Below are 19,997 nucleotides of genomic sequence, written 5' to 3'. Positions count from 1 at the left end.
GAGAACCGAGATGACTGAGCTGGCGGAAAAGGTCCAACAGGATTTGCTGGAGGCCATCGACAACGATGACCTGGTCCTGCCGACCCTACCGGAGGTGGCCATGCAGATTCGCCAGGCCGCCGAAGACCCGGAAATCAGTGTCAGCACTCTGAGCAAGGTGATAGGCCGCGATACCGCCCTGTCGGCGCGGCTGATCAAGGTGGTCAACAGCCCGCTGCTGCGGGCGGCCCAGGAAGTCACCGACCTGCACACCGCCATCACCCGCCTGGGAGTCAACTACAGCAGCAACCTGGCCATCGGCCTGGTGATGGAGCAGATTTTCAACGCCCGCTCCGAGGTGGTGGAACGCAAGATGCGCGACGTCTGGCGGCGCAGCCTGGAGGTGGCCGGGGTCAGCTATGCCCTATGCCGCAGCTACAGCCAGCTCAAGCCGGACCAGGCGGCGCTCGGCGGCCTGGTGCACCAGATTGGCGTGCTGCCGATCCTGACCTACGCCGAGGACCACTACGAGCTGCTGGCCGACCCGGTCAGCCTCAATCACGTGATCGAACAGATCCATCCATTGCTGGGGAACAAGTTGCTGCAAGTCTGGGAATTCCCCGAGCAACTGGCGCAGATCCCCGAGCAGTACCTGGACTTCAAGCGCCAAGCCGCCGGGATCGACTACGTCGACCTGGTCCAGGTCGCTATCCTGTATTGCCACAAGGACACCGACCATCGCCTCTCGCGGGTCGATGCCTTGAGCGTGCCTGCTTTCAAGAAGCTGAAGATCGACCCGGAAGACCAGGCCATGTGCCGCGACCTCGAAGAGTCGCGCTCGATGCTCTACTGAGTGGTACGCCCTACAGGGGCTCCTGGTCAGCGCCGAAGTTCACCCGCACCTTCAAGCCCGACGGCTGGCCGTCATGCAGGCTGACCTGTGCCAGATGCGCGCGGCAGATCTCGCCGACGATGGCCAGGCCCAAGCCCGATCCGACCACCTGCTGGTTGCGCCGGTAGAAGCGCTCGAAGACCCGCTCGCGATCCTCCAGGGGAATCCCCGGACCGTCGTCCTCCACCTCCAGCACTCCCGGCGCCGTGACCCGCAGCACCACGTTGCCGCCCGGCGGGGTATGGGCCAAGGCGTTGTCCAGCAGGTTGCTCAAGAGCTCGTTGAGCAGGGTCGGCTCGCCCTTGAGCCACACCGGCTCATCGGCCTCCAGGGCCAGCGCCACGCCCCGGGCATGGGCCAGCGGCGCCATGGCCATGCCCAGCTCCCGGGCCAGCTGGCTGAGATCGAGCAACTGCGCCCCGCCTTCGGCAATGGCCCGGGCGCCGTTTTCCACCCGGGCCAGGGACAACAGCTGGTTGGCCAGGTGAGTCAGGCGATCGGTGCCCTGGGCCACGTTCTCCAGGGTCGAACGCCAGGTCTGCGGTTCCTGGGAACGCAGCCCCAGTTCGAGACGCGCCTTGAGCGCCGCCAGGGGAGTACGCAACTCATGCGCCGCATCGGCGATGAATTGCGCCTGGCGCTCGAACTGGCCGCGCAGGCGCTCGGTGAAATGGTTCAAGGCCCGTACCAACGGTCCCAGTTCATGCTGCACCGACACCAGTGGCAAGGGACGCAAATCATCCGACTGGCGCTCCTCCACCGCACTGCGCAAGCGCTCCAGCGGCCGCAACGCGGCACTCACCGCGAACCACACCAGGAGCAAGGCACCGATGGCCAACATCCCCAGGCGCAACAGGGTATCGGCCATCAGGCTGCGGGCCATGGCCACCCGGGCTTCATCGGTTTCGGCCACGCGGATTTCCGCCATGCCGTTCATGTTCGGCTCGCTGACCGCCTTGAGCAGGCTCACCACCCGCACGTTCTGCCCTTGGTAGGTGGCATCGTAGAATCGCGCCAGGGCCGGGTAGTCATCGGTGCGCGGGGTGCCCGGCGGTGGTCCCGGCAGGTTCTCGTAGCCGGAAATCAACTGCTGGTGGATATCGTTGACCTGGTAGTAGATCCGCCCTGCGCTGTCATAGGCGAAGGTGTCCAGGGCCACATAGGGCACGTTGGCGCTGAGGCTGCCATCACGCTGGGACAAACCGGCGGCGATGGTCCGCGCCGAGGCCAGCAGGGTTCGGTCGTAGGCGGTGTCGGCGGCCTCGCGACCGTTCCAGTAGGCGCTCAGGCCGCTGGCCAGCATCAATACCACCAGCAACAGCGCCAGGTTCCACAACAGGCGCCAGCGCAAGCTGCTGGGCCTATGCATCGCGACTTTCCAGCAGATAGCCCAGGCCACGGAAGGTGACGATAGCCACCGCGTGGCCATCGAGCTTCTTGCGTAAACGGTGGATGTAGATCTCGATGGCGTCCGGGCTGGCCTCTTCATCCAGGCCGAACACCTGGGACGCCAGCTGCTCCTTGCTCATGACCCGCCCGGGCCTGGCGATCAGGGCCTCGAGCACCGCCTGCTCGCGCGAGGTCAGGGTCAACAGCTCCTGGCCCAGGGTGAAGCGCCGCGTATCCAGATCGTAGGCCAGCACTCCGCATCGCTGCTGGCGCTCGCCGCCCAGCACGCTGCGGCGCAACAGGGCCTTGACCCGGGCCTCCAGCTCGGTCAGCTCGAAAGGCTTGGCCAGGTAATCGTCGGCCCCCAGGTTCAACCCATGCACCCGATCCTTGACGTCGCTGCGAGCGGTGAGCATCAGCACCGGCAGGTTCTTGCCACGGGTGCGCAAGCGCGCCAGCACCTCGAAGCCATCCATGCGCGGCAGGCCGACATCCAGCACCGCCATGGCGTATTCCTCGCTGCTCAGCGCCAGGTCAGCGGCCACCCCATCGTGCAGCACGTCCACGGTCAGGCCCGTGCTCTTGAGCGCCTGGGCGACACTTTCAGCCAGTTGCAGATGGTCTTCGACCAGCAGGACCCGCATGGTTTTGCACCTCGTTCAGGGGGGAATCGACAGTCCTTTTGCGCGCGGAGTGTACCGCCGCAACCGCTGCTGTGAAGCCCGAAAACCTTGAAAGCTGGCTGAAAGGTTAGCGAAAGGTTGGCCCTTTAGAGTCCTGTCACGGAAAGTTTCGGCAGCCTTGCCGAGCTCCGCCGACATGCAAAGCGCCTCGAAGCGTTTTCATCAGAATAAGAACAATATCGGAGTACCACCGGATGCCATCCCCGCACTCCCAGGCCAGCGCGCCTGTGCGTTTCTCCCGCCTGACCCCGACCGCCCTCGCCAGCGCCGCCGCCCTTGCCGCTCCGCTGACCCAGGCCGCGTTCTTCGAAGACAGCAGCGCCACCTTCGAAACCCGCAACATGTACTTCAATCGCGACTTTCGCGACGGCACCCGCACCCAGCAATCCAAGCGCGACGAGTGGGCCCAGGGCTTCATGCTCAACCTGCAGTCGGGCTACACCGAAGGCACCCTGGGATTTGGCGTCGATGCCCTGGGCATGCTCGGGATCAAGCTCGACTCCAGCCCCGACCGCACCGGCACCGGCCTGTTGCCGACCCACGACGACGGTCGCGCGGCCAACCAGTATTCCAAGCTGGGCCTGACCGGCAAGGTCAGGTTCTCCGCTACCGAGTTGAAGATCGGCAGCCTGATCCCCGAGCTGCCGATCCTCAAGCCCAACGATGGGCGGATCTTGCCGCAGACCTTCCAGGGCGGCCTGTTGACGTCCAGGGAAATCAACAACCTGACCTTCACCGGCGGTCGCCTGGACAAAGCCAAGGACCGCGACGACAGCAACTACGAGGATATCCGCCTCAACAACAAGAACAGCCGCTTCGCCAGCAACGTGGCCGGCAAGCACTTCAACTTCGGCGGCCTGGACTACAAGCTCAGCGACAAAATCACCGCCAGCTACCATTTCGCCCAGCTGGACGACGTCTACAACCAGCACTTCCTCGGCTTGCTGGCATCGCGTCCCCTGGGCCCCGGCACCTTCACCAGCGACCTGCGCCTGGCCATCAGCAACGACCAGGGCCAGGCCCGCGGCGGCAAGATCGACAACCGCGCCCTCAACGGCCTGGTGAGCTATGCCTTGGACGGGCATAAACTCAGCGCCGGCTATCAGCACCTGTCCGGCGACAGCGCCTTTCCCTATGCGGATGGCAGCGACCCTTACCTGGTGAACTTCGTGCAGATCAACGACTTCGCCGGCGCCGAGGAACGTTCCTGGCAAGCCCGCTACGACTACGACTTCGCCAAGCTGGGGATTCCCGGCCTGAGCTTCATGACCCGCTACCTGAGCGGCGACAACATCGCCTTGAAGAACGGCGACACCGGCAAGGAATGGGAACGCAACACCGAGCTCAAGTACGTGGTGCAAAGCGGCACCTTCAAGGATGTCGCGGTGCGCCTGCGCAATGCCACCTACCGCTCCAACTATTCGGCTCGCGACGCGGACGAGGTACGCCTGCTGGTGAGCTACAGCGTGGCCCTGTGGTGACCCCACGGACCGCGTACATGGCCGATGCCGGCAGGCCGGCCCCTGCGCCCAGGGATCGAGGACGACCCGGGCATACCGATAACAACTCCTGTGGAGACACTCATGGACTTTTCATTGCGTAAACTGGCCCTCGCCGCCGGCTGCCTGTTGTTCACCGGCCAGCTGCTGGCCGCATCCACCGAACCCAAGCGCCCGGAATGCATCGCCCCGGCCTCCCCCGGCGGCGGCTTCGACCTGACCTGCAAGCTGGTGCAGAGCGCCCTGGTCAACGAGAAGATCCTCAGCAAACCGATGCGCGTCACCTACATGCCCGGCGGCGTCGGGGCCGTGGCCTATAACGCGGTGGTGGCCCAGCGCCCGGCCGATGCCGGGACCCTGGTGGCCTGGTCCAGCGGTTCGCTGCTGAACCTGGCCCAGGGCAAGTTCGGGCGCTTCGATGAAAACGCCGTGCACTGGCTGGCGGCCGTGGGCACCAGCTATGGCGCCATCGCGGTGAAGAACGATTCGCCCTACAAGACTCTCGATGACCTGGTCGCGGCCCTGAAGAAAGATCCGAGCAAGGTGGTGATCGGCTCCGGCGGCACCGTCGGCAGCCAGGACTGGATGCAAACCGCGCTGATCGCCAAGGCCGCCGGGATCAACCCGCGGGACCTGCGCTACGTGGCCCTGGAGGGCGGCGGGGAAATCGCCACGGCCCTGCTGGGCGGGCACATCCAGGTGGGCAGTACCGACATCTCCGACTCCATGCCGCACATCCTCGCCGGCGACATGCGCTTGCTGGCGGTGTTTTCCGAGCAGCGCCTGGACGAGCCGGAAATGAAGAACATCCCCACCGCCAAGGAACAGGGCTATGACATCGTCTGGCCGGTGGTGCGCGGCTTCTACCTGGGGCCGAAGGTCAGCGACGAGGAGTATGCCTGGTGGAAAAACGCCTTCGACAAGCTCCTGGCCTCCGAGGAGTTCGCCAAGCTGCGTGACCAGCGCGAGCTGTTCCCCTTCGCCCTGACCGGCCCGGAGCTGGACACCTATGTGAAGAAACAGGTGGCCGACTACAAGGCCCTGGCCAAGGAATTCGGCCTGATCCAGTGACCCCCCATTCTGACGACCCGGCCCTTGCGCAGCGAGGGTCGGGCCCGGGAGTTAGCCATGCTCGTCCAACGTCTATTCGCCTCGGTGCTGTTGCTGGCCTGTGCCAGCCTCGCGCTGATGGCCTGGCCGTACCAGGCGGCCTTTTCCTACGAACCCGTGGGCCCAAGGGCCTTTCCGCTACTCATGCTCGGCCTGCTGGGCCTGGCGCTGCTGTACCTGCTGGTGCGTCCGACACCGATCAGGCACAGCGACGACGAACCACCCCTGGACCGTGAGGCCCTGGTCAAGATCGGCCTCTGCGTAGCCCTGCTATTGGTCTTGGCCGGCACCTTCGAACCCCTGGGCTTCATCCTCGCCGGAATCCTCGCCGGCGTCCCCATGGCCCGCCTGTATGGCGGCCGCTGGTGGCCCAGCCTGGTGATCGTCAGCCTGCTCAGCATCGGCCTGTACTGGCTGTTCGACCGGGTCATGGACGTGCCCCTGCCCCTGGGCCTGCTCGACGTTCTGGAGAATTGACATGGATACCTTGAGCTACCTCGGCCAGGGCTTCGGCGTGGCCCTGAGCCCCTACAACCTGGTCACCGCCCTCACCGGTACCCTGATCGGCACCGTGGTCGGCCTGTTGCCGGGCCTGGGCCCGATCAACGGCGTGGCACTGCTGATCCCCATCGCCTTCGCCCTGGGCCTGCCGCCGGAATCGGCGCTGATCCTGCTGGCGGCGGTCTATCTGGGCTGCGAGTACGGCGGGCGCATCAGCTCGATCCTGCTGAACATCCCCGGCGAGGCCTCCACGGTGATGACCACCCTCGACGGCTATCCGATGGCTCGCCAGGGCCTGGCCGGCGTGGCCTTGTCGCTGTCGGCCTGGAGTTCGTTCATCGGTGCCCTCATCGCCACCTGCGGCATGGTGCTGTTCGCCCCGCTGCTGGCCCAGTGGGCCATCGCCTTCGGCCCGGCGGAGTATTTCGTGCTGATGGTGTTCGCCATCGTCGCCCTCGGCGGCATGGCCGGCGACAAGCCGCTGAAGACCTTCATCGCCGCGCTGATCGGGCTGTTCCTGTCGGCAGTGGGGATCGATGCCAACAGCGGTGTGTACCGCTTCACCGGCGACAACATCCACCTGGCCGATGGCATCCAGTTCGTGGTGCTGGTGCTGGGCCTGTTCTCCATCAGCGAGATACTCCTGCTCCTGGAGAAGACTCACCGTGGCCAGGAAGCGGTCAAGGCCACCGGGCGCATGCTGTTCAACTTCAAGGAAGCGGCCGCGGTATTGGCAGTGAACATCCGTTGTGGCCTGCTGGGCTTCATCATGGGCGTGCTGCCCGGGGCCGGGGCGACCCTGGCCAGCGCCGTGGCCTACATGACCGAGAAACGCATCGCTGGCGCCAGCGGCACTTTCGGCCAGGGCGACAAACGCGGCCTGGCGGCTCCGGAAACCGCGATCGGCGCCTCGGCCTGCGGCGCCCTGGTGCCGATGCTGACCCTGGGCGTGCCGGGCTCGGGCACCACGGCGGTGATGATCGGCGCCCTGTCGCTGTACAACATCACCCCGGGCCCGCTGCTGTTCCAGCAACAACCGGACATCGTCTGGGGCCTGATCGCCTCGTTGTTCATCGCCAACGTCATGCTGGTGATCCTCAACATCCCGATGATCCGCCTCTTCACCCGCATCCTCGCGGTGCCGAACTGGGCCCTGGTGCCGGCCATCGCGATCATCACCGCGATCGGCGTCTATGCCGTGCACGCCACCACCTTCGACCTGTTCCTGATGGTGGGCATCGGCATCTTCGGCTACATCCTGCGCAAGCTCGACTTCCCGCTCTCGCCGGTGCTGCTGGGTTTCATCCTCGGCGGCTTGATGGAGCAGAACCTGCGTCGTGCACTGTCGATCTCCAACGGCGCGCTGGAGATCCTCTGGTCGAGCCCGATCACGCTCGGGGTCTGGGTACTGACGGCGTGCATGCTGTGCCTGCCGCTGCTGCGTATCTGGCGCAAGCGTTCGGCCCGCCAGCGCGTGGTGACCGATGTCTGAAGGCGCTTTGCGGCAATGGTGGGGCACGCCACTGGTGGGCCTGGCTGGCGGCTATCTCGCCAGCCAGGTCGGCTGGCCCCTGCCCTGGATGGTCGGCTCGTTGCTGGCGATCATCCTGGTGCGCAGCCTGACGCCCTGGCAATTGGCGCAGATCCCTGGGGGACGCAAGTGCGGGCAATGGATAGTGGGCATCGGCATCGGCCTGCACTTCACCCCGGCGGTGATGGACCAGGTGATGAGCCACTTCGGCCTGATTTTCTGCGGAGCCCTGGTCACCAGCCTGTCCAGCGTGATGGCGGTCTGGCTGCTGCGGCGTACCGGCGAGGACCGCGCCACCGCGTTCTTTTCCAGCATGCCCGGCGGCTCCGCAGAGATGGTCAACCTCGGCGCGCGCAACGGCGCGGTGCTCAGCCGGGTAGCGGCTGGGCAGAGCCTGCGGGTGCTGGCGGTGGTGCTGTGCGTACCGGCGGCGTTCAAGTACCTCCTGGGCCAGGGGACGCCGGTGCTGCACAGCGCCAGCGTCGACTGGCGCTGGCTGGCCCTGCTGTTCCCCGCCGGCGCCCTGCTGGCCTGGCTCTGGCAGTGGCTGCGCCAACCCAACCCGTGGCTGTTCGGCCCATTGTTGCTCAGCGCCGTGGCCAGCATCGCCTGGAACCTGCACACCGGCCTGCCCGATGGCGCCAGCCAGATGGGCCAGTGGTTGATCGGCAGCGGGCTGGGATGCCACTTCAACCGTCAGTTCTTTCGCCAGGCCCCTTCGTTCATGGGACGCACCCTGCTGGGCACGGCCATGAGCATGCTGATCGCCGGCCTCGCGGCCTGGTGCCTGAGCCTGCTGACCCAACTGGACCTGCGCTCGCTGACCTTGGGCATGATGCCCGGGGGAATCGCGGAAATGAGCCTGACGGCAGAGGTGCTGCAACTCTCGGTGCCGCTGGTGACGGCGATGCAAGTGATGCGCTTGTTGTTCGTGCTGTTTCTCGCCGAGCCCCTGTTCCGCCACTGGAACAAGGGCTAGCGGCTGCCGGCTTTGTCTACCAGGCCGTTGAAAAACCATCTGCGTTGCCATCGCTGGCGTCGAAAACAGTCTGGTGCGCCAGCCCGGTCAAAATGCTCATTCACCACGCGTAAACTGCGCTTTTTCACCTGTTTTTGCCTGGCGCTGACTGCCTCGCTTACTTTTTTCAACGGCCTGCTACAGCGCTGGCAAGCGCCAGTCGATCGGGGTCTCGCCGTTCTGCTCGAGAAACTTGTTGGCGCGGCTGAAATGCCCGCAGCCGAAGAAGCCGCGATAGGCTGACAGCGGCGATGGATGCACCGAGGTCAGCACCAGGTGCTTGGTGCTATCGATCAGCTTCTGCTTGCTCTGGGCGTGGGCGCCCCAGAGCAGGAACACCAGGTGCGGCTGGTGCTCGCTGACCACCTCGATGATCCGGTCGGTGAAGAACTGCCACCCCTTGCCCGCATGGGAGGCCGCATTGGCCCGCTCCACGGTCATGGTGGTGTTGAGCAGCAGCACGCCCTGCTCGGCCCAGCTCTGCAGATAGCCATGATTGGGCACATCGATGTTCAGGTCGCGCTTGAGCTCCTTGTAGATGTTCACCAGCGAAGGTGGCGCCGGAACCCCGGGTTGCACGGAGAAGCACAGGCCATGGGCCTGGCCCGGGCCGTGGTAGGGGTCCTGGCCGAGGATCACCACCTTGACCTTGTCCAGCGGGGTCGAGTTCAAGGCATTGAAGATCAGCGGGCCGGGCGGATAGATCTCCTTGCCGGCAGCGTGTTCCCGGCGCAGGAACTCCCGCAGTTCGCTCATGTAGGGCTGGTCGAACTCGGCCCGAAGGGCCGCCTTCCAGCTCGGTTCGAGTTTGATACGATCGTCAGCAGTCATGGCCATGCCCGAAAAAAACAATGGCCGCACCCTAGGAAAGCCGACTTCGCTTGTCAATTGATCTGACACATAACCGGCACTTTCCCCCACAGCGATCATACTGACCGCTCTGGTTTAGCAACGAGGTCACGATGAACCTGCACGTCGAAGAACTCACCGCCACCGGTGGCGCGCGTATTGCCATCGCCACCCTGGACGCGGAAAAGTCCCTGAATGCCCTCTCGCTGCCCATGATCCAGCAATTGAGCGAGCGTCTCGAGGCCTGGGCCAAGGATCCCCAGGTGGTCTGCGTCCTGCTGCGCGGCAATGGCGCCAAGGCCTTCTGTGCCGGAGGCGAGGTGCGTAGCCTGGCCCAGGCATGCCTGGCGCATCCGGGCGAGGTACCGCCCCTGGCCGGGCATTTCTTCGCCGCCGAATATCGCTTGGACTATCGCCTGCACACCTACCCCAAGCCGCTGATCTGCTGGGGACATGGTTATGTGCTCGGCGGCGGGATGGGCCTGTTGCAGGGGGCTGGAATCCGCATCGTCACCCCCAGCAGCCGCCTGGCGATGCCGGAAATCAGCATCGGCCTGTATCCCGACGTGGGGGCCAGTTGGTTCCTTTCGCGCATGCCCGGCAAGCTCGGCTTGTTCCTCGGCCTCACCGGCGCCCACATCAACGCCCGCGATGCCCTGGACCTGGATCTCGCCGACCGTTTCCTGCTGGATGAACAGCAAGAAGAACTGATCGAGGGCCTGCTGCAACTGAACTGGCAGGAGCAGACTGCGCGCCAGCTCAACAGCCTGTTCCGCGCCCTGCAGCAGGAAGCCCTGGGGCAGTTGCCCGCAGCCCAATGGCTGCCACGCCGACCACAGATCGACCAATGGCTGGATGTCAGCGACGTGGCCTGCGCCTGGCGCGCCATCAGCCAGCTGCGCGACCATCCGGACGCCCTCTACAGCCGTGCGGCCAAGACCCTCGGCGAAGGCTGCCCGTTGACCGCCCACCTGGTCTGGGAACAGATCCGCCGGGCGCGCTACCTGTCCCTGGCCGAGGTGTTCCAGATGGAATACACCCTGAGCCTGAACTGTTGCCGGCACCCGGAGTTCGCCGAAGGGGTACGCGCGCGCCTGATCGACAAGGACCAGCGGCCACACTGGCACTGGGCGGACATCAACGGCGTACCGGAGGCCGTGGTGCAGGCGCACTTCCACAAGGTCTGGGAAGGCCGCCATCCACTGGCGGACCTCACCGACTACTAGTTAGTCCCAGGAAAGACTCGACAACCGGGGATCAGTGGCCGCGCCCTCCCCGGCCACGGTCGCCACGGTCATGGTGGCCATGGCCGCCCCAATCGTGGTTGCCGCCATTGTCGTTGTTCCAGTCGCCGCGGCGGTCATGCCCACCCCAGCCACGGTCCGGATATGGCCGGTACAACGCGCGCGGCGCCTGGTAGTAATGCGGGGACGACCGGTAATAACGGGGCGCAGGCTGGTAGTAACGCGGCGCGTAGTAACCACGCCCGGTGGAGTAGTAATAGGAAGAACCGCCACCGTAGTAATAGGCCGGCGCCGGGGAGCTGTAGATCTGCGAATCGTAGTAGTCCCCGGCGTAGTAAGGCGCACACGCACAAAGGCTAGAACCCAGCAAGGCAATCAGCACAAGTCGACGATACATGGCGGCCTCCTGGACCGCGAAGAAGCCACACCAGCGACGCTGGCGGGCGGCAATCGGCAAATGGCCGATTGACGAAATATCTGACCGTGAAAACGCCTTTCAGTGCGTTTTTTTGCAACACATTGATACCTGTCTGCGACCATCGGTATCCTCGCCCCGCAGTCCGATGAAAAAGCCCGGCGAATCGTGAGCAACGACTTGACCGGCCGGCCATCGGCAGACACCCTGCACGTTCCTTCGTCCCGAACCGCTCTCGCCCCGACCATGGACCGACCCGAGTTCTGCCCCGCCTGTGGCGCCCGCAACGACTGCACCCTGGCTGACCCGCGCAGTGCCGGCCGGGCCTGCTGGTGCTACAGCGTGAGCATCGACCCGGCCATCATCCAAGGCCTGCCGCCAGAGCTGCGCAACCAGTCCTGCCTGTGTCCGCGCTGTGCCGGGGTCGAGGCGCAACTGGACCAAGGCGAAGACGCGCGCCCCCGCCCATGAACCTGCACCCACTGCCGAGCGCTCCCCTGCCCCATGCGCCTTGATCGTTTCCTCAGCAACCTGCCACGTTTCAACCGCCAGCAGGTCCGGCTGCTCCTGGTCCAGCGCCGAGTGCGCATCGATGGCCAGGCGGTCAGCGATCCCAGGGCCGACGTCCGCGAATTCAACCGGGTGGAACTCGATGACGAATTGCTCCAGGCCGGCAAGCCCGCGCGCTATTTCATGCTGCACAAGCCCATGGGCTGCGTCAGCGCCACTCGCGATCCCGAGCACAAGACCGTGCTCGAGCTGATCCACGAACCCGATCCAGAGGACCTGCACATCGCCGGGCGCCTGGACTACAACACCACCGGACTGATGCTGATCACCAACGACGGCAACTGGTCGCGGCGCCTGACCCAACCGCAGACCAAGCTGCCCAAGCTCTATTACGTGGAGACCGAACAAGAGATCGGCCCTGAATATGTCCAGACCTTCGCCCGTGGCCTGTATTTCGCGTTCGAAGACCTCACCACCCTGCCTGCCCAACTGCAGATCCTTGGCCCCCGCAGCGCCCGGCTGAGCATCGTCGAAGGGCGCTACCACCAGGTCAAGCGCATGTTCGGCCACTTCGACAACAAGGTCCTGCGCCTGCATCGCGAGCGCATGGGTCCGCTGGTGCTCGACCCGGATCTGGCCCCAGGTGGATACCGGGCGCTCAGCGCCGCCGAGATCGCCCTGATCTGAAGACTTGGGTACAGGACGACCACTGGGCGGACGCTGTCGAACAATTTGCCCAACGGCACTTGCAGGTTCGTGATTGCCCTGCTTGAATCAGTCCGTCGGCCGAATTGTGACCGACCAGTCACAAAATAGAAGCGACACAAAATAGAACCAACAATAAGTCTTCAGCCGGCCTGAGCCTGCCAGCTCTGCATTCCCCCCGGTAACCGCCCGCCAATAACAACACCCGTCGACCTGCCTTACCGGATCGACATGGGCTTCGATTCCAGGCGTATGCCTACCTGTCACATTGCCCGTGCACACTCAATCGTATGCGCGCATACCCGCTTGCCAGGAGTCTTATGACATGAGGCCAGAAATCGCTGTGCTGGATATACAGGGTCAGTATCGGGTTTACACGGAGTTCTATCGCGCAGAGGCCGCAGAAAAGACCATTATCCTGGTCAATGGCTCGATGGCGACCACGGCGTCCTTTGCCCAGACCGTGAAAAACCTCCATCCGCAGTTCAACGTGGTGCTCTACGACCAGCCCTACGCGGGTCGCTCCAAGGCCCACAACCGGCATGAGCGCATGCTGACCAAGGAAATCGAGGGACAGATCCTGCTGGAGCTGATCGAGCACTTCGCCGCCGAACATGTGCTGTCGTTTTCCTGGGGCGGGGCCGCGACCCTGCAAGCGTTGTCCCAGCGACCACGGCACATCGAAAAGGCCGTGATCAGCTCGTTCTCGCCGGTGATCAACGAGCCGATGCGTGACTATCTGGAGCGCGGGGTCGACTACCTCGGCAACCTTGACCGCCATCGCGTCGGCCACCTGGTCAACGACACCATCGGCAAGCACCTGCCATCGTTGTTCAAGCGCTTCAACTATCGCCATGTGAGCAGCCTGGCCGAGCATGAGTACGGGCAGATGCGCTTCCACATCAGCCACATGCTGCACGGCGATCGCCAGTGCTACGTCAAGGCGGCGCGCAACATCCAGGTCCCGGTGCTGTTCATCAATGGCGAATGGGATGAATACACCTCGGCCAAGGATGCCCAGTTGTTCGCCAACCACGTGCGGCATTCGAGCTTCAGCACCATCCAGGCCACCGGGCACTTTCTCGACATGGAGCACAAGGCCGCCTGTCGCGACAGCCGCCGGGCCCTGCTGAACTTCCTCAAGCCGGGCCTGCATGACTACCCAGTCCGCCCGATCTATGCCCTGGGCCAGCACGCACGTGCCAGTTGATGGGGTTTCCACAGGCCGCCACCGTCCTCGAACCGCATGAATAGCGGGCGCGTGGCGCGCCCTGGCAACATCGAAGGGACACGCAAGTACAGATCGGATAAAGAAAAACTTCAAATCCACGGCCACATCTGGTACAAAGTCAGCCGTTCGAGCGGGTGTCGTATAATGGCATTACTCCAGCTTCCCAAGCTGATAACGAGGGTTCGATTCCCTTCACCCGCTCCAAGTATTTCAAGGCCTCCAGCGGTGCATGTACATGACTGCAATCAGTTGGGGGCCGTTTCGGGGGCCGTTTGTGTGAATGCATGCGCAAACAGCAGCGAGACCTCAGCCAGCGCCACCCCCTAGGTGCTTTCGGCGTTTCACGTTGCCCCATCGGAAAACGGTCAGGACGGTTAGTTTTTCACTAACACATCTGAGAGCCTGGTGATATGTGGCAACCATATACGCGTAGCGCGCACTATCAGCGCTATAAACGATCTAGCCACCCTCGCCGCCTGATTGAAACCGCTTCGGCGTCGTCATGCCCCGCCCACCGCCGGCGAGCAGGTCCTGCTGATCAGCCCCTCGGGCCAGCTCGGTAACGCCGCGGTCCTGACCGGCCCGTTCAGCGACAGCGTGCCGGCCGATGGCAACCATGCCGGCCTGCACGGCCGCACGTACAGCGACGGCACGGTGATCGAGTACGACAGCGTGGTCCTTCGCCCCTATCGACCTGAGCCAACTCCCAAACGATGATCCATACAAGCCCCCTCCCGTGAAGAGGGGCCGCTTTTCGGCGTCAGCGTCGACTGCAAATGCGCGTCGAAAATTGGTGGCCCTGGTCCTAGCGGAGCGAAGGGAGCACCGGGTTTGACCGATTCAGGCGTTGCGGGCAGCTGAAGGCGTTGCTCTCTTCCCGCTCAGGAGCTCGCGGAGGCCAATCTTCCGACAGATCAGGGCATCAAATGCTCGATCCGACAACAAACGGCCGATATGCCACACGGAATCCAACGGATATCGCGTGCGCGGAGAGTCGGATTGGATCGCATGAGTGACCGCCCGGGTGATCAGGTTGGGGTTCTTGCCGGTGCCTTCTTGCTCAACGAGGTATTTGCTGAAGGTGCTCCAGAGAGAGGCGTAGGGGGAATCCTGATAAAGCTCATCAGGGCGCGCGGACACGGTCTTCTGAATCAGGTTGGACTTGATGAATCCCGGTTCTACCGCACACACGTGAATGCCGTAGATCCGCAACTCTCTGCGGAGCCCCTGCGTGAGGGCCTCCACGGCATGCTTCGAGGCAGAATACGCGCCCATGAAGGGGACGGTGATCGCCCCCGAGGTCGACCCAATATTGACGATACGACCAGGCCGCCCGTCATACCCCTCCCGTCCACCGAGAAGGGGCAAAAATGCGCGTGTGACGGAAAGGAGACCGAACACGTTGACTTCTAACGTATTGCGAATCTGGGTAATGGGCTGGAAGGCCAAGGGGCCGGCAACGCTGGTGCCAGCGTTATTGATCAGGCCGGCAAGTCGACGTCCAGCCAAAATCTGGCGTCGCGGCGAGATGAGCGGATGAGTCGAGAAGGCCATCGAACGCCATAACGCCTGCATAGTCAGTTGCAAATGTTGTTTGGATATCTTTCAGTATTCGGTCGATCAACTCGCCGAACCTGGCGAGCCCGCGCCACTGAAGACGTCATCGCTCACTTGCGCGACGCCCAGTCCTCGCCAAGAGAGCAGCTGGAGCGCTTGCTCGAACTGCCTCACCATGGTCAGACGGCAAAAGAAGCTGCCTCAATCGAACTGGGCATTCGAGCCTGGGCGCGTCAAGACAAGCAGGCGCGTCAAGCGATCGACGAGGTGGATAGCCACCGCCTGAGCTACATCGAAGGCCTGCTGATCCAGATCGGTATCAGTGCGGATCAAGCCAAGGATCGCGCCTACCTGATCTACGCCTATCAGGTCAGTCTGTCCTTGGTTCACACGCAAATACGCCCGGCAGAACACCAACAACGAAACCTACGCATTACTCAATTATTGGTCTCTTGACGCCCCGTCAGCCGAATCTTTCTTTACCTACCTAACCTGAGCTATCCGTCGACCGAAGTGCCACCTTCGGTCGAGACCACGCTGCACCTCAAATTCAGGGTGGCCCCATCGCGAGAGGAAGGTGCGCCGGGCGATCGACCGCAGCACTCATTGAGCGCACGTGCGCTACGAATCTGTGTGAAAACGCCCGTCTCGCCTAGAGATGCTGAAGCAACGTCAGCGGGAGCGGCGTATGAAGCGGTTCATCGAGGAAGCGAACCGGACACAGGCCAGCTTGTTGCCCGAATGCCTGGATGATTTCGTCGCTGAAGACAATCCGATCCGGATAGTGGAAGTCTTCGTCGAGCAACTTGACCTGGCGGACGGGCGCTTCGGCAAGCAGGACTTTGTGTATGTGCCGAAGAAGAATGAGTACCGCTGTCCTGCGTGGCAAAGCCTGATTTATCGCTACATGAATATTGAGGCCGGCCTGACCACACATGCGTACCGGAATTCGAACGGCAAGCAATGTGCGCTCCGATCGCAGTGCCCCCGTGAGCCATTCAGGAGAGTTCGACGCTGGGAGCACGAGGATGTCATCGATGCAATGCAACGTCGCCTCGATCATCAGCCCGAGATGATGGGCGTCCGCCGCCAGACCGTCGAACAGCCGTTTGGCACGCTCAAGCACTGGATGGGCTCGACGCACTTCCTGACCAAAACGCTACCCTGAGTGAGCACGCAGATCAGCCTGCATGTGCTCGCCTACAACCTCAAACGAATGATGAGCATCTTCGGCGTCGCAGGGCTACTTGAGGCGATCAGGGCATAAACCCCGCCCGTTACTGACCCGCTATAGGGGCCACTGACGCGGTCCATATAGCACTGCAAGCGCCTTTTTCGCTGGGTAAGGCTATTCGCGCTCTCGCTGATTCCACAGGCAATCCGCGCACCTCTGAGTTTTCGATGTGCTTACTGCGTTTTCACACAATCTGCCCCAGAAGCGGACCTCGACATACTCCATGAGCGGCACGCAATAAGTTCTCAGCCACGCGCGAGGCAACGCAGAAAGGAGGCTATTACCTGGCTGCTGCGGCGCTCGGCGAGGTAGTACAGGTAGGTTTCGGTGCATACCGGATCGCCCATGATGCGGATGGCCTTCAGGCGCGGATCGGCGATGTATTCCGCCTCGGACACCACGCCGATGCCGATGCCACGAATCGCCGCTTCGCGCAGGGCTTCGCGGCTGCCGATCTCCATGGCGATGCGCGGCGTGACGTCGGCCTTGTCCAGCTCGCGTTCCAGCGCCACGCGAGTGGTCGAGCCCTGCTCGCGGCGCAGCAGCGGCTGGCCCTGCAAGGCTTGCAGGCGGACTTCATCGTTGCGTGCGAACGGATGGTCGACGTGGGCGAAGAGGATGACCGGGTGCCGCGCGTACAGCTGCGCGACGAACGCCGGGTCGTCATGCAGGCCGGCGAGCACGCCGACGTCGGTGACATAGTTTTCCAGGTCGGCGAGCACCGAGGCGGAGTTGCCGATGCGGATCGAAACATCGATCTGCGGGTAATCGCGGCGGTACAGGTCGACCATCTCGATCACGTGAAACGGCCCGACTGCGCCGACCTTCAACTGCCCGCGGTTGAGCTTTCCGGAATCGCGCAGCAGGTTGGTCGCCTCGGATTCGAGCATCGACATCTGCTGGGCGATGGGCAGCAGCGCCCGGCCCACGGCGGTCAGTTCGATGCGACGGCCCCGACGGTGGAACAACTCGACGTTGAACTCTCGCTCCAGCCCCTGAATCTGCGTGGTCGCGGTCGGTTGGCTGAGGCCGATGGCCCTGGCTCCGGCGCTGAAGCTGGCGTGGCGGGCCACGGCGAGGAAGGTACGCAGGCGGGCGGTGGACATCCATAGCTCCTATCAATGGATTTATGCTCGAACCCATATTGATTTGATGGCGTGACTGTCACATGACAGCCCTAGATTTGGCGCTACCGAACACAACCTCCGGGTAACGCCATGACTTCGCTGACCAGACTGTTCCGCTTCGCCGTGCTGCCGCTCGCCTTCGCTTCCACCCTGGCATCCACCACCCACGCGCAGGATGCCCTCACCGTCGGCCTGATCCCCTCCGAGGACTCCCAGGCCATGATCAAGAGCAGCCAACTGGTCCTCGATCAGCTGCAAGAACGCCTGGGCATGCCGGTGAAGCCCTTCGTGGCCACCGATTACAACGGCGTGATCGAAGCGCTACGCGCCGGCAAACTCGACGTCGCCTACCTCGGCCCGTTCTCCTACGTGCTCGCGCATCAGGTCGCCGGCGCCGACGCCTTCGCCGTGGCGGTGACCAAGAAGACCGGCGCCAGCGCCTACCACAGCCTGATCATCGCCCGTCAGGACAGCGGCATCCGCAGCCTGGACGACCTCAAGGGTCACACCTTCGCCTTCGTCGACCCGAGTTCCGCCTCCGGCCACCTGTTCCCCAAGGCGGGCCTCGAGCAGTCCGGGCACGACCCGAAGGCGCTGTTCTCGCGGGTGATCTTCTCCGGCTCCCACGACGCCAGCATCCTCGCCGTGGCGAACCGCAAGGTGGACGCCGCCGCCGTGGCCGACCGCATCCTCGCCGGTGCGATCAGCTCGGGCCAGGTCAAGCAGGACGACATGCAGGTGGTGTGGAAGTCCGACGATATCCCCGAATCGCCCATGGTCTGGCGCAAGAACCTCGATCCGCAGCTACAGAAGAAACTGGTCGCCGCGTTCGCCTCGATCAAGGACGTGCCGTGGGGCGACCAGGGCCTGCTCGATGGCTTCCAGCCCACCAACGACGCCGCCTACAACGTCGTGCGCGAGACCGCCAAGGTGCTCGACCTCGACCTGCGGAGCCTGAAATGATCCGCGTCGCCCAGCTGATCAAGGGCTACGGCGACAACCCGGTGCTGCGCGGGATCGACCTGCGCATCGAGGCCGGCGAGTTCGTGGTGATCCTCGGTCAGTCCGGCGCTGGCAAATCCACCCTGCTGCGCTGCATGAACCGCCTGGCCCAGGCCGACGGCGGCGAATTGCAGGTCGCAGGCGTCGACGCCATGCAAGCGCGCGACCAGCGCGAACTGCGCCGGCGGGTGGCGATGATCTTCCAGCACCACAACGTGGTGCCGCGCCTATCGGTGCTGAAGAACGTGCTCACCGGGCGCCTGGGCTGCGTCGGTACCCTCGCCTCGGTGCTGCAGCTGTTCAGCCGCGACGATGTCGCCATGGCCCGCGAGTGCCTGCGCCGGGTGGAGCTGGAACACAAAGCCGAGGCGCGCACCGATTCGCTTTCCGGCGGGCAGATGCAGCGCGTGGGTATCGCCCGCGCCCTGGCCCAGCGGCCGCAGGTGATCCTCGCCGACGAACCGGTGGCCAGCCTCGACCCGAAGACCGCGCATCTGGTCATGCACTACCTGCGCGAAGCCACCCGCAAGCTGGGCATCACCGTGGTGTGCAACCTGCACCAGGTGGACCTGGCACGGGAATTCGGCGACCGCATCGTCGGCCTCGCCAACGGCCGCCTGGTGTTCGACGGCAGCCGCGAACAACTGGACGACGCAGCCCTGCGGCGCATCTACCAACAACGCCCGAGCAGCGAGGCAACCGCTTATCAGGCGGCCGCCCGCGCGGTCTACGCCAGCGAAACAGGAGCCGGAGCATGAATCTGCGCAGCCACCACTGGATGGTCGAAACCCCGCACACCAAGCGCGGCTGGCTGACCACCGGCGCCGCCGTGCTGGTGGTGCTCTACCTGCTGCACTGGAGCGCCGAGGGCGCGCAGCTGAGCTGGAGCGAACTGGCCAGCGGCCTGCCGCAGATCGGCGACTTCCTCAGCCGCTCGCTGCCGCCGGACCTGAGCATCCTGCCGAGCCTCTGGGGCCCGGCGCTGGAGACCTTGCAGATCGCCCTTTGGGGCACGCTGCTGGGCATAGTGCTGGCGGTTCCGCTGGGCTTTTTCGCCGCGCGCAACCTGCACGGCAACCGCTGGCTGTACCTCACCACGCGCCAGCTGCTCAACGTCATCCGCAGCATCAACGAACTGATCCTCGCCCTGGTATTCGTTTCCGCCGTGGGCCTGGGCCCCTTCCCCGGCGTGCTGGCCCTGGCACTGCACGGCGTGGGCATGCTCGGCAAGTTCTTCGCCGAGAGCATCGAGGAGATCGACCAGGGTCCCATCGAGGCGTTGCAGGCCACCGGTGCGCGGCTGCTGCAGGTGATCGTGTTCGGCGTGCTGCCGCAGGTGATCACCGCGTGGATCGCCGTGGTGCTCTACCGCTTCGAGGTCAACCTGCGCTCGGCCACCGTGCTCGGCATGGTCGGTGCCGGCGGCCTGGGCTTCGAGCTGGTCAGCAGCCTGAAGCTGTTCAAGTACCAGGAGACGGCCACCTGCATCGTCGTCATCACCGTCATGGTGGTGCTCGCGGA

At 64.1% G+C, this 19,997-nt stretch carries 21 protein-coding genes, 1 tRNA gene and 1 pseudogene; 17 read left to right on the top strand and 6 right to left on the bottom strand.

What is annotated here, in order from left to right; genetic code table 11:
* The first annotated feature begins 10 nt into the window (after positions 1 to 10).
* Positions 11 to 832 (top strand): HDOD domain-containing protein, encoded by an 822-nt coding sequence (locus ACK6AU_RS23890; RefSeq protein WP_409301797.1) that lies wholly within the window; start codon positions 11 to 13, stop codon positions 830 to 832.
* Positions 833 to 842: 10 nt separating this feature from the next.
* On the opposite strand, the gene ACK6AU_RS23885 is transcribed toward ACK6AU_RS23890, so the two are convergent.
* Together ACK6AU_RS23885 and ACK6AU_RS23880 are read right to left on the bottom strand one after the other, a co-directional pair.
* Positions 843 to 2,240, bottom strand: coding sequence for a sensor histidine kinase N-terminal domain-containing protein (locus ACK6AU_RS23885; protein ID WP_409301795.1), 1,398 nt, complete (start codon positions 2,238 to 2,240; stop codon positions 843 to 845).
* Positions 2,233 to 2,904, bottom strand: coding sequence for a response regulator (locus tag ACK6AU_RS23880; protein WP_022642855.1), 672 nt, complete (start codon positions 2,902 to 2,904; stop codon positions 2,233 to 2,235). Before ACK6AU_RS23880 ends, ACK6AU_RS23885 begins: the two co-directional genes overlap by 8 nt.
* Positions 2,905 to 3,137: 233 nt before the next feature.
* Here ACK6AU_RS23880 and ACK6AU_RS23875 point away from each other — a divergent pair, with 233 nt between their 5' ends.
* The 5 genes from ACK6AU_RS23875 to ACK6AU_RS23855 all read left to right on the top strand — a co-directional run bounded on the left by ACK6AU_RS23875 (position 3,138) and on the right by ACK6AU_RS23855 (position 8,563).
* Positions 3,138 to 4,424, top strand: a complete 1,287-nt coding sequence (locus ACK6AU_RS23875) for an OprD family porin (protein ID WP_409301792.1) — start codon at positions 3,138 to 3,140, stop codon at positions 4,422 to 4,424.
* Between the two features lie 102 nt (positions 4,425 to 4,526).
* Positions 4,527 to 5,513: a tripartite tricarboxylate transporter substrate binding protein gene (locus ACK6AU_RS23870; protein WP_185698003.1), complete on the top strand. Its 987-nt coding sequence runs from the start codon at positions 4,527 to 4,529 to the stop codon at positions 5,511 to 5,513.
* A gap of 57 nt (positions 5,514 to 5,570) precedes the next feature.
* Positions 5,571 to 6,029 carry a tripartite tricarboxylate transporter TctB family protein gene (locus ACK6AU_RS23865; RefSeq protein ID WP_409301790.1) on the top strand — a complete coding sequence of 153 codons (459 nt, stop codon included), beginning with the start codon at positions 5,571 to 5,573 and terminating at the stop codon, positions 6,027 to 6,029.
* A 1-nt stretch (position 6,030) separates the two neighbouring features.
* A complete protein-coding gene (locus tag ACK6AU_RS23860; RefSeq protein WP_185698001.1) occupies positions 6,031 to 7,545 on the top strand; it encodes a tripartite tricarboxylate transporter permease in 1,515 nt (504 codons plus the stop codon).
* Positions 7,538 to 8,563, top strand: a complete 1,026-nt coding sequence (locus tag ACK6AU_RS23855; protein WP_185698000.1) for an AbrB family transcriptional regulator — start codon at positions 7,538 to 7,540, stop codon at positions 8,561 to 8,563. The genes ACK6AU_RS23860 and ACK6AU_RS23855 overlap by 8 nt, the downstream gene beginning before the upstream one ends.
* Before the next feature lie 177 nt (positions 8,564 to 8,740).
* Here the strand turns inward: ACK6AU_RS23855 and ung are convergent, their stop codons facing one another.
* Positions 8,741 to 9,433: a uracil-DNA glycosylase gene (ung, locus tag ACK6AU_RS23850; protein WP_185697999.1), complete on the bottom strand. Its 693-nt coding sequence runs from the start codon at positions 9,431 to 9,433 to the stop codon at positions 8,741 to 8,743.
* A 131-nt stretch (positions 9,434 to 9,564) separates the two neighbouring features.
* Between ung and ACK6AU_RS23845 the strand changes: the two genes are divergently transcribed.
* Positions 9,565 to 10,677 (top strand): enoyl-CoA hydratase/isomerase family protein, encoded by a 1,113-nt coding sequence (locus ACK6AU_RS23845; protein ID WP_409301787.1) that lies wholly within the window; start codon positions 9,565 to 9,567, stop codon positions 10,675 to 10,677.
* 31 nt (positions 10,678 to 10,708) lie between these two features.
* Here the strand turns inward: ACK6AU_RS23845 and ACK6AU_RS23840 are convergent, their stop codons facing one another.
* Entirely contained in the window at positions 10,709 to 11,092 is a 384-nt protein-coding gene (locus ACK6AU_RS23840) for a hypothetical protein (RefSeq protein ID WP_185697997.1), read from the bottom strand.
* A gap of 264 nt (positions 11,093 to 11,356) precedes the next feature.
* Between ACK6AU_RS23840 and ACK6AU_RS23835 the strand changes: the two genes are divergently transcribed.
* The 5 genes from ACK6AU_RS23835 to ACK6AU_RS23815 all read left to right on the top strand — a co-directional run bounded on the left by ACK6AU_RS23835 (position 11,357) and on the right by ACK6AU_RS23815 (position 14,273).
* Positions 11,357 to 11,581 (top strand): cysteine-rich CWC family protein, encoded by a 225-nt coding sequence (locus ACK6AU_RS23835; protein ID WP_185698150.1) that lies wholly within the window; start codon positions 11,357 to 11,359, stop codon positions 11,579 to 11,581.
* Between the two features lie 33 nt (positions 11,582 to 11,614).
* Positions 11,615 to 12,307, top strand: a complete 693-nt coding sequence (locus ACK6AU_RS23830) for a pseudouridine synthase (RefSeq protein WP_185697996.1) — start codon at positions 11,615 to 11,617, stop codon at positions 12,305 to 12,307.
* Between the two features lie 343 nt (positions 12,308 to 12,650).
* Positions 12,651 to 13,535 carry an alpha/beta fold hydrolase gene (locus ACK6AU_RS23825; RefSeq protein WP_409301784.1) on the top strand — a complete coding sequence of 295 codons (885 nt, stop codon included), beginning with the start codon at positions 12,651 to 12,653 and terminating at the stop codon, positions 13,533 to 13,535.
* A gap of 151 nt (positions 13,536 to 13,686) precedes the next feature.
* Positions 13,687 to 13,760, top strand: a tRNA-Gly gene (locus tag ACK6AU_RS23820).
* Between the two features lie 276 nt (positions 13,761 to 14,036).
* Entirely contained in the window at positions 14,037 to 14,273 is a 237-nt protein-coding gene (locus ACK6AU_RS23815) for a phage baseplate assembly protein V (protein ID WP_409301782.1), read from the top strand.
* Positions 14,274 to 14,396: 123 nt separating this feature from the next.
* Here ACK6AU_RS23815 and ACK6AU_RS23810 read toward each other — a convergent pair whose 3' ends face one another.
* On the bottom strand, positions 14,397 to 15,110 hold the full coding sequence (locus ACK6AU_RS23810; protein ID WP_409301780.1) for an SDR family NAD(P)-dependent oxidoreductase: 714 nt from the start codon (positions 15,108 to 15,110) through the stop codon (positions 14,397 to 14,399).
* 117 nt (positions 15,111 to 15,227) lie between these two features.
* Between ACK6AU_RS23810 and ACK6AU_RS23805 the strand changes: the two genes are divergently transcribed.
* Positions 15,228 to 15,569, top strand: coding sequence for a hypothetical protein (locus tag ACK6AU_RS23805; protein ID WP_409301778.1), 342 nt, complete (start codon positions 15,228 to 15,230; stop codon positions 15,567 to 15,569).
* Between the two features lie 358 nt (positions 15,570 to 15,927).
* Positions 15,928 to 16,380 (top strand): annotated as a pseudogene (locus ACK6AU_RS23800) (transposase); the annotation flags it as partial.
* Between the two features lie 212 nt (positions 16,381 to 16,592).
* On the opposite strand, the gene ACK6AU_RS23795 reads toward ACK6AU_RS23800, so the two are convergent.
* Positions 16,593 to 17,453, bottom strand: a complete 861-nt coding sequence (locus tag ACK6AU_RS23795; RefSeq protein ID WP_409301776.1) for a LysR substrate-binding domain-containing protein — start codon at positions 17,451 to 17,453, stop codon at positions 16,593 to 16,595.
* 111 nt (positions 17,454 to 17,564) lie between these two features.
* On the opposite strand from ACK6AU_RS23795, the gene phnD reads away from it, so the two are divergent.
* The 3 genes from phnD to phnE all read left to right on the top strand — a co-directional run.
* On the top strand, positions 17,565 to 18,437 hold the full coding sequence (phnD, locus tag ACK6AU_RS23790; protein ID WP_409301774.1) for a phosphonate ABC transporter substrate-binding protein: 873 nt from the start codon (positions 17,565 to 17,567) through the stop codon (positions 18,435 to 18,437).
* Positions 18,434 to 19,234, top strand: a complete 801-nt coding sequence (gene phnC, locus ACK6AU_RS23785) for a phosphonate ABC transporter ATP-binding protein (RefSeq protein ID WP_409301772.1) — start codon at positions 18,434 to 18,436, stop codon at positions 19,232 to 19,234. The genes phnD and phnC overlap by 4 nt, the downstream gene beginning before the upstream one ends.
* The coding region (gene phnE / locus ACK6AU_RS23780; protein WP_409301770.1) for a phosphonate ABC transporter, permease protein PhnE at positions 19,231 to 19,997 on the top strand (767 nt) is incomplete at its 3' end. The genes phnC and phnE, both read left to right, overlap by 4 nt.

It is taken from the genome of Pseudomonas sp. KCJK8993, assembly GCF_046230915.1.
GTDB classification, from domain to species: domain Bacteria; phylum Pseudomonadota; class Gammaproteobacteria; order Pseudomonadales; family Pseudomonadaceae; genus Aquipseudomonas; species Aquipseudomonas piscis.
Note: the sequence above shows the minus strand (reverse complement) of the source record. Positions and strands in the feature narration are given on the sequence as shown.

Excerpts from the sequence above, each read along its gene's own strand:
- phnD (WP_409301774.1), top strand. The coding sequence starts at position 17,565 with ATGACTTCGCTGACCAGACTGTTCCGCTTCGCCGTGCTGCCGCTCGCC.
- ACK6AU_RS23865 (WP_409301790.1), top strand. The coding sequence starts at position 5,571 with ATGCTCGTCCAACGTCTATTCGCCTCGGTGCTGTTGCTGGCCTGTGCC.
- ACK6AU_RS23825 (WP_409301784.1), top strand. The coding sequence starts at position 12,651 with ATGAGGCCAGAAATCGCTGTGCTGGATATACAGGGTCAGTATCGGGTT.
- ACK6AU_RS23830 (WP_185697996.1), top strand. The coding sequence starts at position 11,615 with ATGCGCCTTGATCGTTTCCTCAGCAACCTGCCACGTTTCAACCGCCAG.
- ACK6AU_RS23885 (WP_409301795.1), bottom strand. The coding sequence starts at position 2,240 with ATGCATAGGCCCAGCAGCTTGCGCTGGCGCCTGTTGTGGAACCTGGCG.
- ACK6AU_RS23845 (WP_409301787.1), top strand. The coding sequence starts at position 9,565 with ATGAACCTGCACGTCGAAGAACTCACCGCCACCGGTGGCGCGCGTATT.
- ACK6AU_RS23795 (WP_409301776.1), bottom strand. The coding sequence starts at position 17,453 with ATGTCCACCGCCCGCCTGCGTACCTTCCTCGCCGTGGCCCGCCACGCC.
- ACK6AU_RS23860 (WP_185698001.1), top strand. The coding sequence starts at position 6,031 with ATGGATACCTTGAGCTACCTCGGCCAGGGCTTCGGCGTGGCCCTGAGC.
- ACK6AU_RS23870 (WP_185698003.1), top strand. The coding sequence starts at position 4,527 with ATGGACTTTTCATTGCGTAAACTGGCCCTCGCCGCCGGCTGCCTGTTG.
- ACK6AU_RS23855 (WP_185698000.1), top strand. The coding sequence starts at position 7,538 with ATGTCTGAAGGCGCTTTGCGGCAATGGTGGGGCACGCCACTGGTGGGC.
- ung (WP_185697999.1), bottom strand. The coding sequence starts at position 9,433 with ATGACTGCTGACGATCGTATCAAACTCGAACCGAGCTGGAAGGCGGCC.
- ACK6AU_RS23835 (WP_185698150.1), top strand. The coding sequence starts at position 11,357 with ATGGACCGACCCGAGTTCTGCCCCGCCTGTGGCGCCCGCAACGACTGC.
- ACK6AU_RS23880 (WP_022642855.1), bottom strand. The coding sequence starts at position 2,904 with ATGCGGGTCCTGCTGGTCGAAGACCATCTGCAACTGGCTGAAAGTGTC.
- ACK6AU_RS23840 (WP_185697997.1), bottom strand. The coding sequence starts at position 11,092 with ATGTATCGTCGACTTGTGCTGATTGCCTTGCTGGGTTCTAGCCTTTGT.
- ACK6AU_RS23875 (WP_409301792.1), top strand. The coding sequence starts at position 3,138 with ATGCCATCCCCGCACTCCCAGGCCAGCGCGCCTGTGCGTTTCTCCCGC.
- ACK6AU_RS23810 (WP_409301780.1), bottom strand. The coding sequence starts at position 15,110 with ATGGCCTTCTCGACTCATCCGCTCATCTCGCCGCGACGCCAGATTTTG.
- ACK6AU_RS23890 (WP_409301797.1), top strand. The coding sequence starts at position 11 with ATGACTGAGCTGGCGGAAAAGGTCCAACAGGATTTGCTGGAGGCCATC.
- phnC (WP_409301772.1), top strand. The coding sequence starts at position 18,434 with ATGATCCGCGTCGCCCAGCTGATCAAGGGCTACGGCGACAACCCGGTG.